20 protein-coding genes and 1 other annotated feature are annotated in these 19,476 nt (G+C 28.9%); of the genes, 8 read left to right on the top strand and 12 right to left on the bottom strand.

Annotation, left to right across the window (positions count from 1 at the left end):
- Positions 1 to 58: 58 nt before the first annotated feature.
- The 5 genes from folP to HGI79_RS12090 form a co-directional block, all read right to left on the bottom strand.
- A complete protein-coding gene (folP, locus tag HGI79_RS12110) occupies positions 59 to 865 on the bottom strand; it encodes a dihydropteroate synthase (protein WP_185650988.1) in 807 nt (268 codons plus the stop codon).
- Between the two features lie 72 nt (positions 866 to 937).
- Positions 938 to 1,693: an aminotransferase class IV gene (locus HGI79_RS12105; RefSeq protein WP_185650947.1), complete on the bottom strand. Its 756-nt coding sequence runs from the start codon at positions 1,691 to 1,693 to the stop codon at positions 938 to 940.
- 290 nt (positions 1,694 to 1,983) lie between these two features.
- Complete coding sequence (pabB, locus tag HGI79_RS12100; protein WP_185650946.1) at positions 1,984 to 3,336, bottom strand: aminodeoxychorismate synthase component I; 1,353 nt, start codon at positions 3,334 to 3,336, stop codon at positions 1,984 to 1,986.
- 45 nt (positions 3,337 to 3,381) lie between these two features.
- On the bottom strand, positions 3,382 to 3,975 hold the full coding sequence (locus HGI79_RS12095; RefSeq protein WP_185650945.1) for an aminodeoxychorismate/anthranilate synthase component II: 594 nt from the start codon (positions 3,973 to 3,975) through the stop codon (positions 3,382 to 3,384).
- 262 nt (positions 3,976 to 4,237) lie between these two features.
- Complete coding sequence (locus tag HGI79_RS12090) at positions 4,238 to 4,387, bottom strand: hypothetical protein (RefSeq protein ID WP_185650992.1); 150 nt, start codon at positions 4,385 to 4,387, stop codon at positions 4,238 to 4,240.
- Between the two features lie 261 nt (positions 4,388 to 4,648).
- Between HGI79_RS12090 and nadA the strand changes: the two genes are divergently transcribed.
- The 4 genes from nadA to HGI79_RS12070 all read left to right on the top strand — a co-directional run bounded on the left by nadA (position 4,649) and on the right by HGI79_RS12070 (position 8,567).
- The gene (nadA, locus tag HGI79_RS12085; protein ID WP_185650944.1) at positions 4,649 to 5,560 is read left to right on the top strand and encodes a quinolinate synthase NadA; all 912 of its coding nucleotides are present in this window, start codon (positions 4,649 to 4,651) and stop codon (positions 5,558 to 5,560) included.
- Between the two features lie 6 nt (positions 5,561 to 5,566).
- The gene (locus HGI79_RS12080; RefSeq protein WP_185650943.1) at positions 5,567 to 6,868 is read left to right on the top strand and encodes an L-aspartate oxidase; all 1,302 of its coding nucleotides are present in this window, start codon (positions 5,567 to 5,569) and stop codon (positions 6,866 to 6,868) included.
- The gene (nadC, locus tag HGI79_RS12075) at positions 6,849 to 7,685 is read left to right on the top strand and encodes a carboxylating nicotinate-nucleotide diphosphorylase (protein ID WP_185650942.1); all 837 of its coding nucleotides are present in this window, start codon (positions 6,849 to 6,851) and stop codon (positions 7,683 to 7,685) included. Before HGI79_RS12080 ends, nadC begins: the two co-directional genes overlap by 20 nt.
- 480 nt (positions 7,686 to 8,165) lie before the next feature.
- Positions 8,166 to 8,567 (top strand): hypothetical protein, encoded by a 402-nt coding sequence (locus HGI79_RS12070; protein ID WP_185650941.1) that lies wholly within the window; start codon positions 8,166 to 8,168, stop codon positions 8,565 to 8,567.
- 60 nt (positions 8,568 to 8,627) lie between these two features.
- Here the strand turns inward: HGI79_RS12070 and HGI79_RS12065 are convergent, their stop codons facing one another.
- Positions 8,628 to 9,188, bottom strand: coding sequence for a tryptophan transporter (locus tag HGI79_RS12065; protein ID WP_185650987.1), 561 nt, complete (start codon positions 9,186 to 9,188; stop codon positions 8,628 to 8,630).
- Positions 9,189 to 9,342: 154 nt separating this feature from the next.
- Positions 9,343 to 9,591, bottom strand: a binding site (T-box leader).
- 202 nt (positions 9,592 to 9,793) lie between these two features.
- Here HGI79_RS12065 and HGI79_RS23255 point away from each other — a divergent pair.
- Together HGI79_RS23255 and HGI79_RS12060 are read left to right on the top strand one after the other, a co-directional pair.
- Complete coding sequence (locus HGI79_RS23255) at positions 9,794 to 9,919, top strand: hypothetical protein (RefSeq protein WP_278046703.1); 126 nt, start codon at positions 9,794 to 9,796, stop codon at positions 9,917 to 9,919.
- Positions 9,920 to 10,059: 140 nt separating this feature from the next.
- Positions 10,060 to 10,230, top strand: a complete 171-nt coding sequence (locus HGI79_RS12060) for a hypothetical protein (protein ID WP_185650940.1) — start codon at positions 10,060 to 10,062, stop codon at positions 10,228 to 10,230.
- A gap of 85 nt (positions 10,231 to 10,315) precedes the next feature.
- On the opposite strand, the gene HGI79_RS12055 is transcribed toward HGI79_RS12060, so the two are convergent.
- The 4 genes from HGI79_RS12055 to HGI79_RS12040 all read right to left on the bottom strand — a co-directional run bounded on the left by HGI79_RS12055 (position 10,316) and on the right by HGI79_RS12040 (position 13,190).
- Positions 10,316 to 10,504: a hypothetical protein gene (locus tag HGI79_RS12055; protein ID WP_185650939.1), complete on the bottom strand. Its 189-nt coding sequence runs from the start codon at positions 10,502 to 10,504 to the stop codon at positions 10,316 to 10,318.
- 321 nt (positions 10,505 to 10,825) lie between these two features.
- Positions 10,826 to 11,221: an HNH endonuclease gene (locus HGI79_RS12050; protein WP_185650938.1), complete on the bottom strand. Its 396-nt coding sequence runs from the start codon at positions 11,219 to 11,221 to the stop codon at positions 10,826 to 10,828.
- A 394-nt stretch (positions 11,222 to 11,615) separates the two neighbouring features.
- The gene (locus tag HGI79_RS12045; protein ID WP_185650937.1) at positions 11,616 to 12,350 is read right to left on the bottom strand and encodes a 1-acyl-sn-glycerol-3-phosphate acyltransferase; all 735 of its coding nucleotides are present in this window, start codon (positions 12,348 to 12,350) and stop codon (positions 11,616 to 11,618) included.
- Between the two features lie 387 nt (positions 12,351 to 12,737).
- Positions 12,738 to 13,190: an OsmC family protein gene (locus tag HGI79_RS12040; protein WP_185650936.1), complete on the bottom strand. Its 453-nt coding sequence runs from the start codon at positions 13,188 to 13,190 to the stop codon at positions 12,738 to 12,740.
- Positions 13,191 to 13,683: 493 nt separating this feature from the next.
- On the opposite strand from HGI79_RS12040, the gene cls reads away from it, so the two are divergent.
- Positions 13,684 to 15,114: a cardiolipin synthase gene (cls, locus tag HGI79_RS12035; protein WP_185650935.1), complete on the top strand. Its 1,431-nt coding sequence runs from the start codon at positions 13,684 to 13,686 to the stop codon at positions 15,112 to 15,114.
- A 634-nt stretch (positions 15,115 to 15,748) separates the two neighbouring features.
- Here the strand turns inward: cls and HGI79_RS12030 are convergent.
- On the bottom strand, positions 15,749 to 17,761 hold the full coding sequence (locus HGI79_RS12030) for a fructose-1,6-bisphosphatase (protein WP_185650934.1): 2,013 nt from the start codon (positions 17,759 to 17,761) through the stop codon (positions 15,749 to 15,751).
- 350 nt (positions 17,762 to 18,111) lie between these two features.
- Here HGI79_RS12030 and HGI79_RS12025 point away from each other — a divergent pair, with 350 nt between their 5' ends.
- The gene (locus HGI79_RS12025) at positions 18,112 to 18,351 is read left to right on the top strand and encodes an AbrB/MazE/SpoVT family DNA-binding domain-containing protein (protein ID WP_185650933.1); all 240 of its coding nucleotides are present in this window, start codon (positions 18,112 to 18,114) and stop codon (positions 18,349 to 18,351) included.
- A 74-nt stretch (positions 18,352 to 18,425) separates the two neighbouring features.
- On the opposite strand, the gene pflA is transcribed toward HGI79_RS12025, so the two are convergent.
- Positions 18,426 to 19,139: a pyruvate formate-lyase-activating protein gene (gene pflA / locus HGI79_RS12020; RefSeq protein WP_185650932.1), complete on the bottom strand. Its 714-nt coding sequence runs from the start codon at positions 19,137 to 19,139 to the stop codon at positions 18,426 to 18,428.
- Positions 19,140 to 19,476 lie beyond the last annotated feature (337 nt).

Below are 19,476 nucleotides of genomic sequence, written 5' to 3'. Positions count from 1 at the left end.
GTATGTATAATAAAAAATATCTTAAGATTTCCTTAAGATATTTAAGTGTATTATTTTATTATCTTCTAATTATAGTGTCAGTCATAACACAAGCTCTTTTATTTTCTTTAACATCATGTACCCTTATAAAGTCACATTGTTTAATGATTCCTATAACAGTGGTAGCAACTGTTCCCTCTACTCTTTCATCTGGCGGAAGATTTAAAGTATTACCTATCATTGATTTCCTAGATGTACCTAAGAGAACTGGATATCCTAAGGTTTTTAAGTATTCTAAATTCCTCATAACTTCTAGATTTTGTTCGTAACTTTTGGCAAATCCTATTCCTGGATCTAATATAATATTTTCTGATTTTACGCCTGCTTTAAGTGCTATATCTATACTTACTTTTAAATCATTTAATATATCTTCTATTAAATTAGAATAATTTTTGTTATCTCTGTTATGCATGATACAACAAGGCACATCATATTTTGCTGTAACTTTAGCTATGTATGGATCCTTTTTAAAGCCCCATATATCATTAACCAATGCTGCACCTTCTCTTATTGCTGCTTCTGCTACTTTTCCTTTATATGTATCTATAGAAATTGGTATATCAATTTCCTTTGCTAAAGCTTTAATTATAGGAATAACCCTGTTTATCTCCTCTTCTTCAGATATTTGTGTATAATTAGGTCTTGTGGACTCACCACCAATATCTATTATATCTGCTCCCTGTTCAATCATTTCTTTTGCATGTTTAACTGCTTCCTCTAAATTATTAAATCTTCCACCATCAGAAAATGAATCTGGTGTAATATTTAATATTCCCATAACATATGTCCTTTTTCCAAGTTCAAAACTTTTATTGCCTATTTTCATTACTTTTGTCATAACTTATCCGGCCTGTTATCTATATTATTCTACTAGATATAGCCAGCCTTCACCTCATTTCTAAATAATTTTTAGCTGTTTCTCATATTCTTGTGCTACTTCTTCTATAATTTCACAAAAATCGTATTTTTTTTCATACAAACTAGATACCCTCATAATACCCATAACACTGTTAGTTAGGAATACTGCATCTGCACATACCAAATCCTCTTTAGTAAAACTTCCTTCAACTACTTTGAAGTTGTTTAATACAAACTTTCTTAAAGTACCATCCAGCAATCCACATTCTAAAGCCGGTGTATATATTTTACTATTTTTAACAAAAAATACATTAGAGATGCTGCCTTCTGTTAACTTATTCTTAGTATTGAGAAACAAAACTTCATTATACCCTTCATTAATACACTTCTCATGTTCTAAAATATTTTCAAGGTAATTTAAAGACTTTAAATATGTGATTTGAGAATATTCATTTCTTCTATACGAGCTTATTTTAACTTTAAAGCCTTTTTTATATTGTTGCTCTGTATAATTATTTTTTCTTGTAGTAAAAATTATGTTTTTCTCCGTAACTACTAATTTTAATACACAGTCTTTACACCCCATAGTTTTTATAGCATTCATTACTATGTCTTCATGTATTTTTGTATTTATCCCTATAGTTTCAAGCCCACTGTTTATTCTATCCAAATGTTCCTTCAGAAAAATAGGCCTATCCTTAACCATCATAGTTTCAAAGAGCCCTCTACCAAAATAAAGACCACTATCCAATTCCAAGGATTTTGACTCTCCATTATGACCATTTATTAAAATCATTATAAAATTCACCTCCATACCATCCATTAAGCTTTAGGAGTTCCTAGCTGAAAGCTTAACTTATACGTAGGAATATGTTGACAAAACTGAATACACATTTAAAAACTTTTTATCAGTCTTAGTAAAGTGTTTTAGAAAATCTTAGAACCTTATATATGTTTGAGCGTAGCGAGTTTATATAAGGTTCTTAGATTTTCTTGAACACGAACTTTAGACTGATTAAAAGTTTTTAACGTGCTGAAGTTTGTCAACATATTCCGGAGTATAAGTTAAGCTTCCAGCTAGGAACTCTATAGAACTTTCATTAAAGCTTTTGCCTTGTCTAGAGTTTCTTCATATTCGTTTTCTTTTACAGATTCCCAGGTGATTCCTCCACCAACTCCAAAGTATGCTTTTCCATTCTTCATAAGTATAGTTCTTATTACTATATTTAAGTCTATGTTTCCATCAAAACCTAGATATCCTATAGAACCAGTATATATATTTCTTCTGGTTGGTTCTAATTCTTCTATAATCTCCATAGCTCTAACCTTAGGTGCTCCCGTAATAGATCCTCCTGGAAAGCAAGCTTTAATACAATCTATTGAAGTATATTCATCTCTTAACTCCCCAATAACAGTTGATACTAAGTGAAACACTGTACTGTACTTTTCTAACTTGAATAGTTCTGTAACCTTTACTGAATAGGGTTTACACACTTTACTTAAATCATTTCTTTCTAAATCTACTATCATAAGCAACTCCGATTTATCTTTTTCACTATTAATAAGTTCCAATTTATTACTTAAGTCCTCTTCTTCATTCTTTCCTCTAGGTCTAGTTCCTTTTATAGGTCTAGTTTGCACTAATCTGTTTCTTATTTCCAAAAACCTTTCTGGTGAAGATGATAGTATGCTAAACCCTTCAACATTCATAAATGCAGCAAAAGGAGCGGGATTTATATTTCTTAAATCCTTATAAACTTCATAAGGGTTTCTTCTAGTTTCACAGGAAAATCTTTGTGTCAAATTTGTAATATATACATGACCATTCTTTATATACTGCCTAACTTTTTCTACAGTATCAATATATCCATCTCTTGTAAAATTAGCTGTAAATTCTGTTGTTCTTTCTATTAAATTTGTATACTTAACTGGTTGTCCTTGCATTATTACTTTTTTTATGTCATAACAGCTTTCATTTTGTGGTTTAAGCATACCTAGAGCCGTTATATATGTTCTTTTTTCTAGATTATCTACAATTATTGCGTTATCATAAAAGTATAGGTAACATTCAGGTATCTCAACCTCTTCTATAGCTGATTTAGGAATCTTTTCTATGTACCTACATAAATCATAGGCGAAATACCCCATGGCACCAGCTACATATGGCAATCCAGTACTATTTTCTACTCTATACTTATTAAGAAGCTTCTTTATCTGTTCAAAAGGGTCTCCATGCATTTTTTCTTCACTATTAATAGTACAAATACCCTTTTCATATTTAAATGTATTAAAGGGATTAAGACCTATAAAAGAGTATCTTCCTAAATTTTCTGCATCCATACCACTGTCTAAAAATGTTGCAGTACTATCATCCTTAAATAATGAATATATATCAAAGCTATCTAATTCTGTTTTTATCTCTTCTACAAATACATCCATATATACCTCCATAAGTTTCACCAATTAGTCAATACATTTTATCTCTTATCTATACTTACTTTTATTAAAACTTTTTGCTTCGTCTATGAAATTTTTAAGCATTTCATGTCCACATTCCGTCAGCTCCGCTTCAGGATGAAACTGTACTCCTTCAATGAAATAATCCTTATGTCTTATTCCCATTATAATCCCATCTGTTGTTTTGCAAGTTATTGTAAAACATTGTGGCAGAGTCATCTCGTCTATAACTAAAGAATGATATCGAGTAACCTTAATAGGGTTCTTTATCTTCTTAAACACGCCCGTTTCATTATGATATACTTTTGATATTTTCCCATGAATAGGATCTTTTCCATTAACTATATTACCACCAAAAGCATAACCTATACTTTGGTGACCTAGACATATACCCAAAATAGGTATCTTACCTCCGAACTTTTTTATTACATCTACACAAACTCCTGCTTGCTGTGGATTTTTAGGTCCAGGAGAAATTATAATACCCTCTATGTCCATTTTATCTATATCATTCAGATTTATTTCATCATTTCTAAATACCTTAATATTTTCATTTAATTCTTGAAAATATCTTACTAGGTTATAAACAAAAGAATCATAGTTATCAATCATCAAAAACATATTTTTTACCTCTTAACTAGTTTATTATAGGGTTCTAATCTGGAACCCTATAATTCTTTTATTTTCAAAAGTATTATATCATTTAATTATAAATTCGTCTAAGATTCAAAGCTTAGTATAATAAGCCTACATTTTAATCGTTAATAAAAGCTTGCCGCGACAATACTACTTATATCACAACAAGCTTTTTGTAAAAGTTATATATTTATATTACTGTGCTTATTTCAGTATTACACTTCCCATTGAGATCAGAATTTATATTCTATTCATACTGTTCTCCATCTTTGTTATTCCATCCACTCTCATTATAGGCTCTTTTCTCTATAGTTTGCTTTATCTGATTTTTAGAAAATTGATTTTGATCTTTAAATCCTTTTTGCTTAAAGTTTCTTTTATCACCTATTTTACCCAAATGTAACACCTCCATGCATTTTGTGTACATTACTTATGTTATCCTACTATAAAATTTATTATTCTTTTCTTATTGTGTAAGTTAAATTTCCAGCGTGGGTATCTAAATAGATTACTCTACCATTTTAACAGCATTATTCCTTAAAAATTCCATTAACAATACAAATAAATAAGTTGATATAAGTATTCTTTGGTGGTATATTTTATATATCGGTGTATATACACTTGTAAAGTATATTGTATAGCTTACGGAGGCAAAATTATGGTAGTAAATTTAAAAGAAGAAATAATAAAATTAAAAAAAGAAAGAAACGCATTCATTTTAGCACATTATTATCAACGAGCTGATATTCAAGATATAGCTGATGCGGTTGGCGATTCTTACTATTTAAGTAAAGTGGCAAAAGAATGTAGTGAAAAAGTTATAGTATTTTGCGGAGTAAAATTTATGGCTGAAAGTGCAAAAATACTCTCTCCTGAGAAAACTGTACTGTTACCAGCTATAGATGCAGGTTGTCCTATGGCTGAAATGGCAGATGCTGCAGATGTAGAGGAACTTAAGAGAAAACACCCTAACGCTAAGGTTGTTTGTTATATAAATTCAACAGCAGAAGTAAAAGCAGTATCAGACATATGTTGTACTTCATCTAATGCTGTAAAAATATTAAAGAATATTAAAGAAAACGAAATAATATTTTTACCAGATAAAAATTTAGGCGAATATGTTCAACAACAAGTGCCTGAAAAAAATATTATTTTATGGAATGGCTTTTGTATAACTCATAAAAAAGTTAGAGTTGATGAATTAAAAAAAGCAAGAAACTTGCATAATGATATAGTAATTCTTGCTCATCCTGAGTGTGAAAAACCTGTTAGAGAAGCTGCAGACTTTCTAGGAAGTACTGGCGAAATCATAAGTTATGTAAATAATTCCTCTAGGAATAAGTTTCTTATTGTTACTGAAGAAGGAGTCCTTCATCAACTTAAAACTAAAAATCCTCATAAAGAATTTTATCTTCCTGGTGGAGGAATGTCTTGTATCAATATGAAGAAAACTAATCTTACAGATGTTCATAATAGTCTTTTAAATATGGAATATAATATTGAAGTTGACGAAGAGGTTAGACAAAAAGCATATAACTCATTAGCAATGATGCATGAACTAGGGAGGTAAAATTATATGGATATGATTACTGACGTTCTAATAGTAGGAACAGGAGTGGCAGGCCTTTATACAGCTCTCAATTTACGAGAGGATTTAAATATATTAATGGTTTCCAAGGGTAAAGCTGATGAATGTAACTCTAATTTAGCTCAAGGTGGAATATCCGTTGCTAGAGGTTATACTGATATAGATGTTTTTGTTAACGACACAATGAAAGCTGGTCAATACTTAAATGATATTAATGCAGTTAAAATTTTAGCAGAAGAGTCTATGGACAATATTAACCAATTACTACAACTTGGTGTAGACTTTACCAAAGAAAAACAGGAGTTGTCTTTTACTAGAGAAGGTGCCCATACAGTTAACAGAATAGTTCATTACAAAGATAAAACAGGAGCAAAAGTAGAAGAAACTCTTTTAAATAATGTTTTATCTAAAAAAAATGTAAAGATAGTTGAAAATTTATGTGTAATTGATGTATTAAAAAATAATAATACATGTATAGGTGCAGTATGTATAAAAGAAGATAAACAAATTAATATTTATGCCAAAGTTACAGTGTTGGCTACAGGAGGAATTGGTGGCTTATTCAAAAGCTCCACTAATGAGAGAATAATAACAGGTGATGGTATAGCTATTGCTTTAAAAAACGGAATTCAGGTGAAGAATTTAAATTATATTCAATTTCATCCTACTGCTCTCTTCACTAAGGATACTAGCAAAAAAAAATTTCTAATTTCTGAATCGGTTAGAGGTGAAGGTGGTAAACTTATTAACAATAGTGGACAAAGATTTGTAAATGAGCTGCTTCCTAGAGATGTGGTTAGTAAGCGTATACTTGAAGAAGAAAAGAATACTGATTCAGAGTGTGTTTACCTTGATGTTAGTTTTATGCCAAAAAGCTTTTTAGAAAATAGATTTCCTACAATTTATAGTGAATGCTTGAAAAATGGTATAGATATATCAAAGGAACCTATACCTGTTACACCTGCACAGCACTATTTTATGGGTGGTATAGCTGTTAATTCATACGGTAAAACATCTATGGAAAGTTTGTATGCATTTGGTGAGGTTAGCTGTACTGGTGTTCACGGTGCTAACAGACTGGCAAGTAATTCCCTTTTAGAGGCTTTAGTTTTTTCTAGAAGAGGAGCCTGCGACATCAATAATAGGATTGATGGTATATCAGTTAAAGATATTAATGTATTTAATTCAAATTTTGATTTAAATTGTATAAAAACATTAAACAAAAAAATACTTACCAATGCCATTATAGAATTGAGAGGAGATATAAAGAATGAATTGGCTATTAGCTGATGATATTATAAAAAGAGCACTTAACGAAGATATATACTATGGAGATATAACCACCGAATCTATAATCCTTCACAATAAACAAGCTACTGTAGATTTGATTGCTAAAGAAGATGGTATAATAGCTGGTACTGAAGTTTTTCAAAGAGTTTTTTCTATACTAGGAGATGTTATTGTGAATTTTTATGTAAAAGACTCTGATAACATCTATAAAGGACAAAAGATTGCAGAAATACATGGAAACACCAAAACCATATTAACAGGTGAAAGAGTTGCTTTAAACTTTCTTCAAAGAATGAGTGGAATAGCTACTCTAACTAGAGAGTTTGTTGAAAAATTACAAGAAACAAATGTGAAGCTTTTAGATACTAGAAAAACTACACCTAATATGAGAGTATTCGAAAAATATGCTGTAAAAGTTGGTGGAGGAACAAATCACAGATTTGGTCTAAATGATGGGGTTTTAATAAAGGATAACCATATAGATGCTGCTGGTGGAATAAAAACTGCTATAGAAACCGCAAGAAAAAATATTCCTTTTGTGAGAAAAGTAGAAGTGGAAGTGGAAAGCCTAGAGCAAGTTAAAGAAGCTCTAGAATATAAGGCTGATATAATAATGCTTGATAATATGGATATAGAAACTATGACAACAGCAGTGGAGCTTATAGATGGAAAAGCGGAGATTGAAGCTTCTGGTAATGTTACTTTAGATACTATAGGAGCTATAGCTAAAACAGGAATAGATTACATTTCTACAGGTGCTTTGACTCATTCTTTTAAAGTTTTAGATTTAAGTATGAAAAATCTTAGATATAGATAACCATGCCCGCAATTTAACTTATACTCCAGTATATATTACCATGTTTTGTCACGTTAAATATTTTTAATTAGTCTAAAGCTCAAATTTGAGAAAAGCCTAAGAACTTTGATAAACTCGTACCTCAGACATATCTAAAGTTCTAAGGCTTTTCTAAAATTTTCGCTAAGACTAATAAAAAAATATTTAAATGTGACTTCAACATGGTAATATATACTTACGTATAAGTTAAATTTAATCTGTGTGTATCTATATGAATAAATATCCAGCTGAGCATAACAGGTTTTAAAGTTATATATCTACATATAAAAAACATTAATTTAAATTTTATGTAATTTAAATTAATGTTTTGTATTCCAATTTAATGATTTTAAAATATAGTTACTAAAATACTTGTAATTTTAGTAAAGATTCTATAGTATTAAACCTCTTCATAAAACCCAAAATAAGAATGTATCTTATGGTTGTGAGGAGGAATTATTAATGACAAAAGTAGAAAATAAGGAAAATGATAGATTAGCATCAAAAAGAAGATATGAAGAAGAAACTGAACATCGTATAGATCAATTAATGAGTACTGTAGAAAACCATACTAGAACTGAAAGACATTTAGAGCAATACTCAAACATAGGTGATCCTAAAGGAAAAGCTCACGCAAGAGATATACAATTAGCTAGAGAAGCTGAACTTCAACATCTAAAAAATACTATCCTTTATGGCCCTACCTATGATGACCATCAGTTAGAGAACTTAAAGGAAAATTATGAAGATACTAAAGAATATGTTGATCACTTTGGTTCTAAGATGGATGATGAAACTCTAGAAAACGTAAAAGAAAAACAAAAAAATAGAAAAGAATCTATAAAGCAATTGGAGTATGATTAATACCTAAAACTAAAGTATTAAAGGTTGCATAGGTTTAAACCTATAGCAACCTTTAATTAGTTACATTCCTTTAATAGCTCCACGTTTTATGGCTATATTTAAAGCATTGAATAAAATTGCAGCAACTATAGTATTTATTAAACAACCTGGCAGAACTACTCCTATGAATAATACGCTAAATTTTCCTGGCAACCCTGCAGTTAAAAATGCTACTGATAAAAAAGCTGTTCCACTTATTATAGTTCCTATTGCTGTAGTTAAAATAATTTTTATCTGATTATTTAACCTACTTGATAAATCTTCTCTTAAAAAAAACATAATATTTATATTTCTTAAAGGTTGTATTAGGAAGAACATAATATTTGTAGTTACAAATTTGTCTACTATGTTTGCTAGTTGTCCACCTGGGAAGCTTGTGGCAGCTGCTGCTAATATTCCTGCTACCACACCTGATATTAAACAAGTCTTATAATCATCATTTAAAACCAGTATTATAAATAGCATAGCTAGTGAAAAATCTGGTCTCATTCCAAATAATAGAGGTGGAGCAATTTGATGTAAAACAGCTCCTATAGCCAAAAATAATGAATTTATTATAACTTTTTTTATTTTCATAAATATACACATCTCCTTTTAAAAATTAATTATTAAATAAATTGCTAATTCATATAAAAACTTTTACCTTTCACAACATACTAATACTTCCCTTAGAATTTTTAGAGGAACTTTTCTGTTAACAAAAATATATTTTTGTAAAATAAAAACTCCGTCCTAAAAATAGGACGGAGATATATCCGCGGTACCACCTAAATTGTGCTAAAATAAGCACCTCTCATTTTCAGACACTAACATGTCCTACCCATTATAACGTATGGTTAACGGTAAATACTACTCTTCAAATATGTTTGAATTTCGGCTTACTCCTCTAAGGTCCATTCACTATTAGTTATGGTATTGAGATTCCACCATCCTCAACTCTCTAAAACTAAACTTTATAGTTACTACTCCTTGTCAAAAGATTAAGTATATGTTTATGTAATACATAATAATACTTTATATTATATTTGTCAATAAAGAATTTAAAAATTTAAAAGTATTGAACTGATTACATAAAACTTTATATAAGTTTCAAGTCTAAATGTCTATATTTTAAAATTTTATCATATGATTTTTTTAGAATAAAACACTTAGCATAGGAGAAAATAATCTTGAAAGGGGAGTTATGAATGGTTAAAAAGAAAATTGAAGTTCTTGGAGAAGAAAAATTCACTAAACAAACCGGAAAAAAGTTTGAACACAGAAGAGTTAACAAAGAAATACCAGGAACATCTGGAAAATACTCAGCAAGGTAATGTGAAACTTTAGGTTAAACAAATCTATAGAGTAAAAATAGTTAATTCTATACTACAGAAGCAAGAGTCTTACTACTAGTAAAATTGGTAGATTTAAAATATAAAAGGCATATTCTATAAAATAAAGGTGGAGTATAGTTATGACAAGAAAGAAATTTGTTAATATAGAAGATTCAAAGTTACAATCTGCAAATGATCATAATGAAAATAGTTTAGATTCTAGAACTGGATATATGGATACTGGCAATACTGCAGCACCCCATGCTAAGGCAAGAGCTATAAGAAATGAAGATAATGGTTCTCACATTTAGTATATAAGAACCCTAGTGATTAACTCACTAGGGTTTTTTGTTATTACTAAAAGAACTACTTATAAGCAATACTTATAAAAGTTTACTAATCAGCTTTTTTTATATACTCAGATTCAACATATCGTAATTTTTTTAACATATCATCTATATCTTTTTTAAATTTTTCATCTATTTTTATTTCTTTATCATTAATGTAATTTAATGCAAGTCTTAATCCTTTTACAGTACTGCTAATTTCATCTAGGCTTAAAAGCATTAATATATTTTCGTTCATAGTTATTCCCCCTCTTTCTAATATAATTAATTTTATTTATAAAGGAAATTTAAATAATTTGCTTATATTTCGTATAATCTACTTTAAAGTTTAGTGTTTATCAATAAATAAACTTTATCTTTTATAAAAAAGTAAAATTTATTAAATATTGAGAAAATTTTCTTTAGAAATAATTATGTATAATATATTTTTATAGCAAATGACAAGCATTTATACCTCTTGTCATTTGCTATTTTATTATTAATAATTGTACTTATATAAATAAATATATATAAACTTTTACTATATATTCTTAGAATCTTTTATACTAAGAATACATATTTAAAAGTTTATTATAAAATCATAATATTCTTCTAGCATATCTTCTGTGTACACTTTTTTACCCATAAGCCTGTATATTATATCTGACTTTTTGTATCCTTCCTTGTATAACTTAAATTCTTTAAATAATCTTTTTAACATACCTTTGTTTATCTGGATTAATGGTACTAATTCATCTATAGTATAGAATTCTTTATGCAATACTAAGTTTAACTTGCTCTGCATTTCAAGCTTATACTCTAAATCTAACTTTCTATTCTTGTGTGGACCTGTCCTACCCCTATGATGCTCGGAACAAAGATACTTAAAGTTAAGCGGAAAATCTATACCACCCTGGCTTCTGTACACAATATGATGTTTATCCGCTAGTTTACCACAGACTTCGCACTTTAGCAATTTTTCCCCTCCCATTTATTTAAGTTATATCTATACTCTGATTATATCATAATTTTTATTATTTTACACTTGTAAAAATTTTGAAAATTGTTAATTTTGCATATATATTTATGGTGGAACTTACATATAATTGTGCCATTATATTTTAAAAACAATTATAGTTTATCTTTACAGATTATGATAGATTTTAATTCAAATATTCATGCACCTTGAGCGGGGTATAGTATAAGTTCATTATTTAACGTAATAATTGCTGTGGTAATTTAAGTCAGCATAGAATTTGTTTGTAAAAAGTCTTCCTATACCTTTTTACAAACAGGTTTCTTGTTAGCAATTGTTGCTAACATCTTTTTAATATTATATAGATTATTAAGGAAAGGTGCAAAAAAATAAGCTAAGAGTTCTGTTTATTAATAATTTTTGATAGGTTAGACTCTATAGTATTCTCTATAAGTTCAGATAGATTTTGTTGTTGTTCTTTTGTTAAATCACTAACATCAATTGGTTTTGATATAACTACATTTACATGTGCTGGTTTAACCTTCCAGCCATTAGCCTCTACTACTTTATAAGTACCATCTATGGTCACTGGAACAACCAAAGCATTTGACTTTAATGCAAGCTTCAAACTACCCTTTTTAAACTTGCCCATTCTATGACCTCTACTTCTTGTTCCTTCTGGAAATATAGCCATATTGTAACCATTTTTAAGATTTTCGGCTCCTTCATTAATTGCAGTTATAGATTCTCTTATATTAGATCTATCTATAAACACACAATGATTCTCCTTGGCCCATGAACTAACCAATTTAAATTTCAACAACTCTTTTTTTGCTATAAAACCTATAGCTTTATTTATTGCACATAATATTACGGGTATATCTAATACGCCCTGATGATTTGATACAAAAAGGCAATTTCCTTCTGGTATATTTTCCCGCCCCTCTACATGTAATTTAACTCCTGCATGCTTTACAGTAAAGTTAGCCCATCGTAAAAGTACTGATATGGAAACTTTTTCAGCTTCTTTAATTTTTCCTTGTTTCTTTAATCTATTTACTATAAATCTACTTGGAATAGTACCTAATAAAAATGCTACAAACATTAAATATAAAATAATTGATTTCATACTTTTTCCCTTTCTTTTAAATTTACCTCTTTTATTTAAATATAAACATCTTAATTTTATCATAAAGTAACACAATATGACAAAAAATTTACAATAGTAATTTTTTCGTTATTGTTAAAATATAATAGTAGCTCATAATATATGACAATTTATTATTAATTTTAACATTGTGTTAACACTTAATTAACTAACAATAAAACAAAGCAGAGAACTATTTAATTCTCTGCTTTGTTTTTTATCCGATAACTACCCGCTCTAATACTCCCATCTTTATATGAAACTCATCTTCCTTAGATCAGATGAGTACTCACAGAGTAAGCGACCATATCAAAATCACAGATTTTGGCTCTCTGCTTTCACTTTATTTGATAAATCTAAAATTTTAAATTAAATCATAGTTTTTATTGGCTTTATATTAACTATATCAAGTTTAACTCCACTTTGTATTGTATCTGCCACTGGAGCTTTGCTCTTTACAGTATCCATCAAATTACTAATCTGCTCCTGACTAGCATCAGTGTCTATATGAACTTTACATCTTATATCAGTGTAACCTGATTTTATATTGGGCGACATTGTTCCATCAGAGTCAAGATCTCCCTCTAGCTCCACCCAAATATCTTCTATGTTTATACCATTATTTTTAGCATGATTAAGGGTAATAAGAGTTACACATGCTCCTAGTGACCCTAATAAAGCTTCCATGGGATTCATAGCTGAATTCATGTTATCATTTTCAGCTGTTGGTTCTAAAGTAAAATTAAATCCTCTACTCTCACATATAACTGAGTTTTTATCTTTAATTTTTTTAGTAGTAGATTTTACAGTTGTTATTGGCATAATAACTTCACATCCTTATACTTATTACTATATATAATTCAACATTATTTTATGTTTTTATATAAAAGTCTATTCACTCAATAATTTTTTATATTAACCTGATACAGTAAAATTTATTTAATAGATTTTTATAGGTACTAAATCTTTAAATTAACTTTAAAAGTTCCATCTATATAAATAATTTATCTGATGACTACTTACTGTTGTGTTTTATCATATTATAAAGTAATACTACTATGTTTATTTTTTCATAATAAGTGTATTCTATAATTAAGATGTGTTTTACAAACTAATACAAACTTTTCATAATAATTTAATCGATTATGTCATATTTTAAGTAATTTTACATTTTTATGACTATTGATCAGCTTAATATGTTATAATTAAATTAATATTTCTATATAAGAGAATAATTATTAAACACATTAGTATCTCAAGTTAGTTTTTACATTCTAGTATAGTATAAATTATTACTTAGGGAGGTGGGCATAATTTGAGAAGTGCTTTATACTGGATAATTATAGTTAATGCTATAATATCTGTTACTGTAATAATATTGGAAAGGAAAAATCCTGAAAAGACTATAGCATGGCTTTTGGTATTTGTTGTATTTCCTTTCTTAGGGTTATTTGCATATATATTTTTAGGGAGAAATTGGAAAAAGCACAAGCTTCATAATGAAACTAATATTAACCTTCAAGAATTAATATATGAGGTAATGAAGGGAATAAAAGATAACACTTATACTTCTCTTATTGAACTTTTATATAAAAATAGTGAATCACCTCTATTTAAATACAATAATATAACTATTTTCAAAGATGGTAAAGAGAAATTCCAAGCCCTTAAAGAGGAACTTTTAAAAGCCAAACACCATATTCACATGGAGTATTATATAGTTAAAAGTGATGAACTTGGTAATGAAATAAAAGATATACTAATTAAGCAATCTATGTCCGGCGTTAAAGTAAGAATCATATTTGATAGAGTAGGTTGTATACGGCTAAAAAGGAAGTACGTTGATGATTTAAAAAAAGCTGGTGTAGATATAGTGCAATATTCATATTTCTTAGCTCCTTTACTGAGAAAAATTAATACACAAATTAATTATCGCAATCATAGAAAAATAGTAATTATAGACGGAAAAGTAGGTTTTACCGGGGGTATCAATATAGGTGATGAGTATATTGGAAAAAGCAAATTTGGATATTGGCGAGACACTCACCTTATGGTTAGAGGAGATTTTGTATATGGACTCCAAGCAGTATTCTTGGATGATTTTGCAACAATAAAAGAAGCAAATAAAGAATTTTTCTACTATGGTGATGACTTTGAAGAATTCTTTCCTACTATGGAGAATAGCAGCAGCAGCGAAAAACTCATGCAGTTAGTAAAAAGTGGTCCTGACTCGGAATTCCCAGCTATAGAACAGGCGGTTTTAAAGATGATAAGTATGGCAAAGGACCATATTTATATTACCACCCCTTACTTTATACCAAGTGAAAGTATAGCTAATGCGCTAAAAATTGCAGCTTTAAGTGGAGTTAACGTCCATATACTGTTTCCTGCTAGATGTGATCACATTCTAGTTTATTATGCATCTAGAACCTACTTAGCAGAAATGGCTAAAAATGAAGTAAGAGTATATCTTTATGATCCAAAACGTTTTATACACGCTAAAACTACTTCAGTAGATGGTAAGATATGTACCATCGGAACCGCAAATATGGATATTAGAAGTTACGTGTTAAATTATGAGATAAATGCAGTTATTTATGATGAAGAGACAACTGAACAATTGGAAAGTTTATTTTATGAAGATTTGAAAAACAGTAAAAGGGTAACTGAAGAATACTTTACTAATCTTTCACCTTTTATTAAAGCCTTTGAGGCTATTTGCAGAATTTTTTCATCACTACTATAGATAGTCACGCCCGAAATTTAACTTATACGACCGGATATATTATCATGTTTCGTCATGTTAAATATTTTTAATTAGTCTAAAGTTCAAATTTAAGCAGAGAGCCAAAATCTGTGATTTTGTGCGAATCGCTTACTCCTCTGACGTAAGGAGGAGGAGTTTCATAATAATATAAAAGAACTTTGATAAACTCGCTATGCTCAACCATATCTAAAGTTCTAAGATTTTTTCTCAAATTTTCACTAAGATTAATAAAAAAATATTTAAATGTGACTTCAACATTGGTACTATATCCCTACGTATAAGTTAAATTTAAGTTGTGGCTATCTATAGGGTAGGGTTTTTAACTCGAAACTTAACTTATACGTAGGAATATGTTGACAAAACTGAAGCACATTTAAAAACTTTTTATCAGTCTTAGTGAAGTGTTTTTTGAAAATCTTAGGAGCTTTGATATGTTTGAGGTACGAGTTTATCAAAGCTTCTTAGATTTTCAAAAACACGAACTTTAGACTGATTAAAAGTTTTTAACGTGCTGAAGTTTGGCAACATATTCCGGAGTATAAGTTAAGTTTCCTCTTAGAAACCCTATATTGTATGTATTATGAATTAAAAATCTGATATACAGTGATTTTATTTAAATACTGCTGTCCGTTGCCCCTTCTTTAACTAGACCTTTTCTATAAGCAGTAAGCAGTTTCTCTAAATCTGTAATTTGTTTTTTTAGTTCTACACCTATGTCTGTATCGGATACTCTTTTTCTCTTTACTACATGTTCTAATATTATTGTAGAGGATAAAATATCTCTATCTTCTTCTACTGCATCTTTTATAGTAGAAAATGGTTCGTGTGATGTTAGTAATAGTCCAAAAGAATTATAAATTAAAGTGTATCCTGCAATTCCAGTTTGTGGTTGATATGCCTTACAAAACCCACCATCAATTACAAGTAGCCTTCCATTTCCTTTTATAGGACTCTCTCCATCTTTTGTCTTTACAGGAAGATGTCCATTTATAATGTGCGAAGTGTTTATATTAAGGTCAAATTCACTTAAAATATTTTTGCATATATTTTCGTTTTCTCTATATTTGTAATAATAACTTCTTTCCTCTTTATGAGTACTTTCATCGTCAATAAAATATCTTTCAAAAGTAGTCATTTTGGCTTTTCCAAACATTGGAGAGTCAGGTCCACACCATAAATACCACATCATATCTAAAGCATGTTTTTTCAATTTCATATCATTCTTAATAAAAAATGAATCTCTTGCTATAAGATCAACCTTATCCAGCAGCGTTCTTCCACTATATTTTGTGTTGCCTATTTTAACTTCCTTAAAGCTTCCATCCTCATTTAGGGGTATACAACCATGAAACAGTAAATTAGAATTATAAACTAAATACATACTGCCTTTATTATATAAAAATTTTATATGACGTTGAAATTTTTCACTATTACTAAAGGATTGAGTTAGTTTTTCTATTAAGTCTAATTCTCTATGAGTCAGCTTATACGGATCTTCCCAATCCACCGTAGGAAAATTTGTATCATTTAACTTATATGTTTTACCATATAAGTTTATTTCCCCTTGTTCTATATTTATTTTATCTAATAATAATCTATCTTCCATATCAAACTCTGGATGCCTTCTTATTATATTACCCTCAATTTTAAACTGAATTATTGATATAGCCTTATGCATTTTTGCAAAAAGAAATAGTTCATTTTCATTTAGATTTTTATCCAATACTTTTGGAATAAATCTTTCACAGATATCATCTTCATAAGACCTCATGGCAAAAGTAGCTAGTGGTAATAGATTTATTCCATATCCATCTTCAATGATTCTGAGATTAGCGTATCTTAAGGATATTCTAAGTACGTTAGCTACACAAGCCTGGCATCCAGCTGCTGCACCCATCCATAACATGTCATGATTTCCCCATTGGATATCAACAGAATGATGTTTCATCAACTCATCTAAGATAATATCTGCACCAGGACCCCTATCATATATGTCCCCTATAATATGAAGTTTATCAACTACAAGCCTTTGAATAACTTTTGATATTGCTATAATAAATTCACTAGCCCTGTCAATATCAATAATGGTTTTTATAATACCATTATAGTATGCTTGCTTATCTACTATATCTACATTTTCATGAAGAAGTTCTTCAATTATATATGCAAAATCCTTCGGAAGTGCCTTTCTTACTTTGGATCTTGTATACTTACTGCTTATATTTTTACATAATTGTATAATCTGATTTAATGTTATCTTATACCAATCCTCTAGATCTTCTTTATTACTTTTATTTTTTTTAATTAGTTCTATCTTTTGTTCTGGATAGTACACTAGAGTTGCTAGTCCATCTTTTTCTCTTTCTCTTAGTGAGTTTTGGAATACATCATCTATTTTTCTTCTTATAACCCCTGATGCATTTTTAAGCATATGAGTAAAGGACTCATACTCACCGTGAATATCACTTATAAAGTGTTCTGTCCCCTTTGGTAGATTTAATATAGACTGCAAGTTTATTATTTCCGTACTTGCTGCTGAAATTGAAGGGTACTGTTTGGACAATAATTCTAAATATCGTAAATCGTTTTCTATTATACATAAATCATCTTCATTATAGTAAACCATGTTCATATTCTCCTTTTACTTTATGTATTTATAATAATGCTATTAGTTAACATTAAATATTATTTAAAATTATTTAGCATACTCTATATAACTAATTACCTTATTAGTATATCACATTAATATATATAGAACAATTTTATTTTACTTAATTTAACTACAAATTTACCCAGTTCATAATTTATTTTTTATTTAACAAATTATTTTTATGCAACGATTTCATGCCACATAAATCCATATTTATATATTTATTATATATTATATTAAAATTTATAAATTACATTGACTAATAATAGCATTAATGTTATTATTTAATTAAATAATAAGTCGAATTTTGTTTAGGAGGAAATCACATGAAATCTACTGGTATTGTTAGAAAAGTGGACGAACTAGGAAGAATAGTTTTACCTATAGAATTAAGACGAACTTTGGGGATTGACCTAAAAGACTCTTTAGGAATTTATGTAGAAGGAAATAATATTATATTAAAAAAGTACAACCCTTCCTGCATATTTTGTGGTGATGCTAAAGACGTAATAAACTACAAAGGCAAGAATATCTGTACTAGCTGTATTGCAGAATTAAAAAAATAACATATAAAAAAAACTATATTACGCAACACCTATTTATAGTATTCGTAATATAGTTTTTATTTTTTAATGTATTTTTATTTTAATTCATTTAGCAAAAGTTCTTGTAGTTTTTTTGTTTTTTCCTTATCCATAGGTTCTAGACCAGCCAACTTGTAATCTATACCTAATCTCTCATATTTATCTATACCAAGGGTATGGTATGGCAGTAGTTCGACTTTCTCTACATTTTTAATACCTTTTATAATTTTAGCTAATTTCTTTATATGTTCCTCGACCTCTGTTAACCCTGGCACTACTACATGCCTTATCCAAAGTTTTGTATTACTTTTTTGCACAGCATCTAAAAATTCATCAAATCCAGTTTTACTTCTTCCAGCTAAATTCTTATAACCATCATCATCAACATGCTTTATATCAAGTATCACTAAGTCAGTATATTTTAAAATTTCTTCGTACTTCCCTACCCCATATCCAGCAGTATCAATAGTTGTATGGATACCTGCATCTTTACATAACTTTAAAGCTTCTTTTAAAAAGTCTGGCTGCATTAATGGGTCACCACCTGAAAAAGTTACACCTCCATTATTTTTAAAATATGGTTTAAATCTAATTATCTTTTTAACTAATTCTTGTGGTGTTATTTCTGTTCCGCAATTAAATGCCCAAGTATCAGGATTATGGCAGTATAAACATCTTAAAACACATCCCTGCATAAATACTACACATCTTATTCCTGGACCATCTACCAATCCCATGCTCTCGAAAGAGTGAATTTTACCTATTGTCATATGATACCTCCATAAAATATATCATCTTTTGAATCTAAAAATATTATATAATAAACTTCCTAATTAATAAATATGCCCGTTGACGTAAAGACAACGGGCATATTTATTAATATTAAGTTAATATATATTTAACTATAAGGATATGGCTATTTTTATATATCTATTTTTTATATCTATTTTTTATATTTATATGTTATCTTGTAAGTGTTCGTTCGTTTTCATCTATTCTTAACAGTTTTTTCTTATCTATATTGGTAATCCTATAAGTTACAGAGCTTCATGGAAAGTTCTGCTTATAACTTCCTTCTGTTGTTCCTTAGTTAATCTGTTGAAGTGA

The organism is Clostridium sp. DJ247 (genome assembly GCF_014231265.1).
Note: the sequence above shows the minus strand (reverse complement) of the source record. Positions and strands in the feature narration are given on the sequence as shown.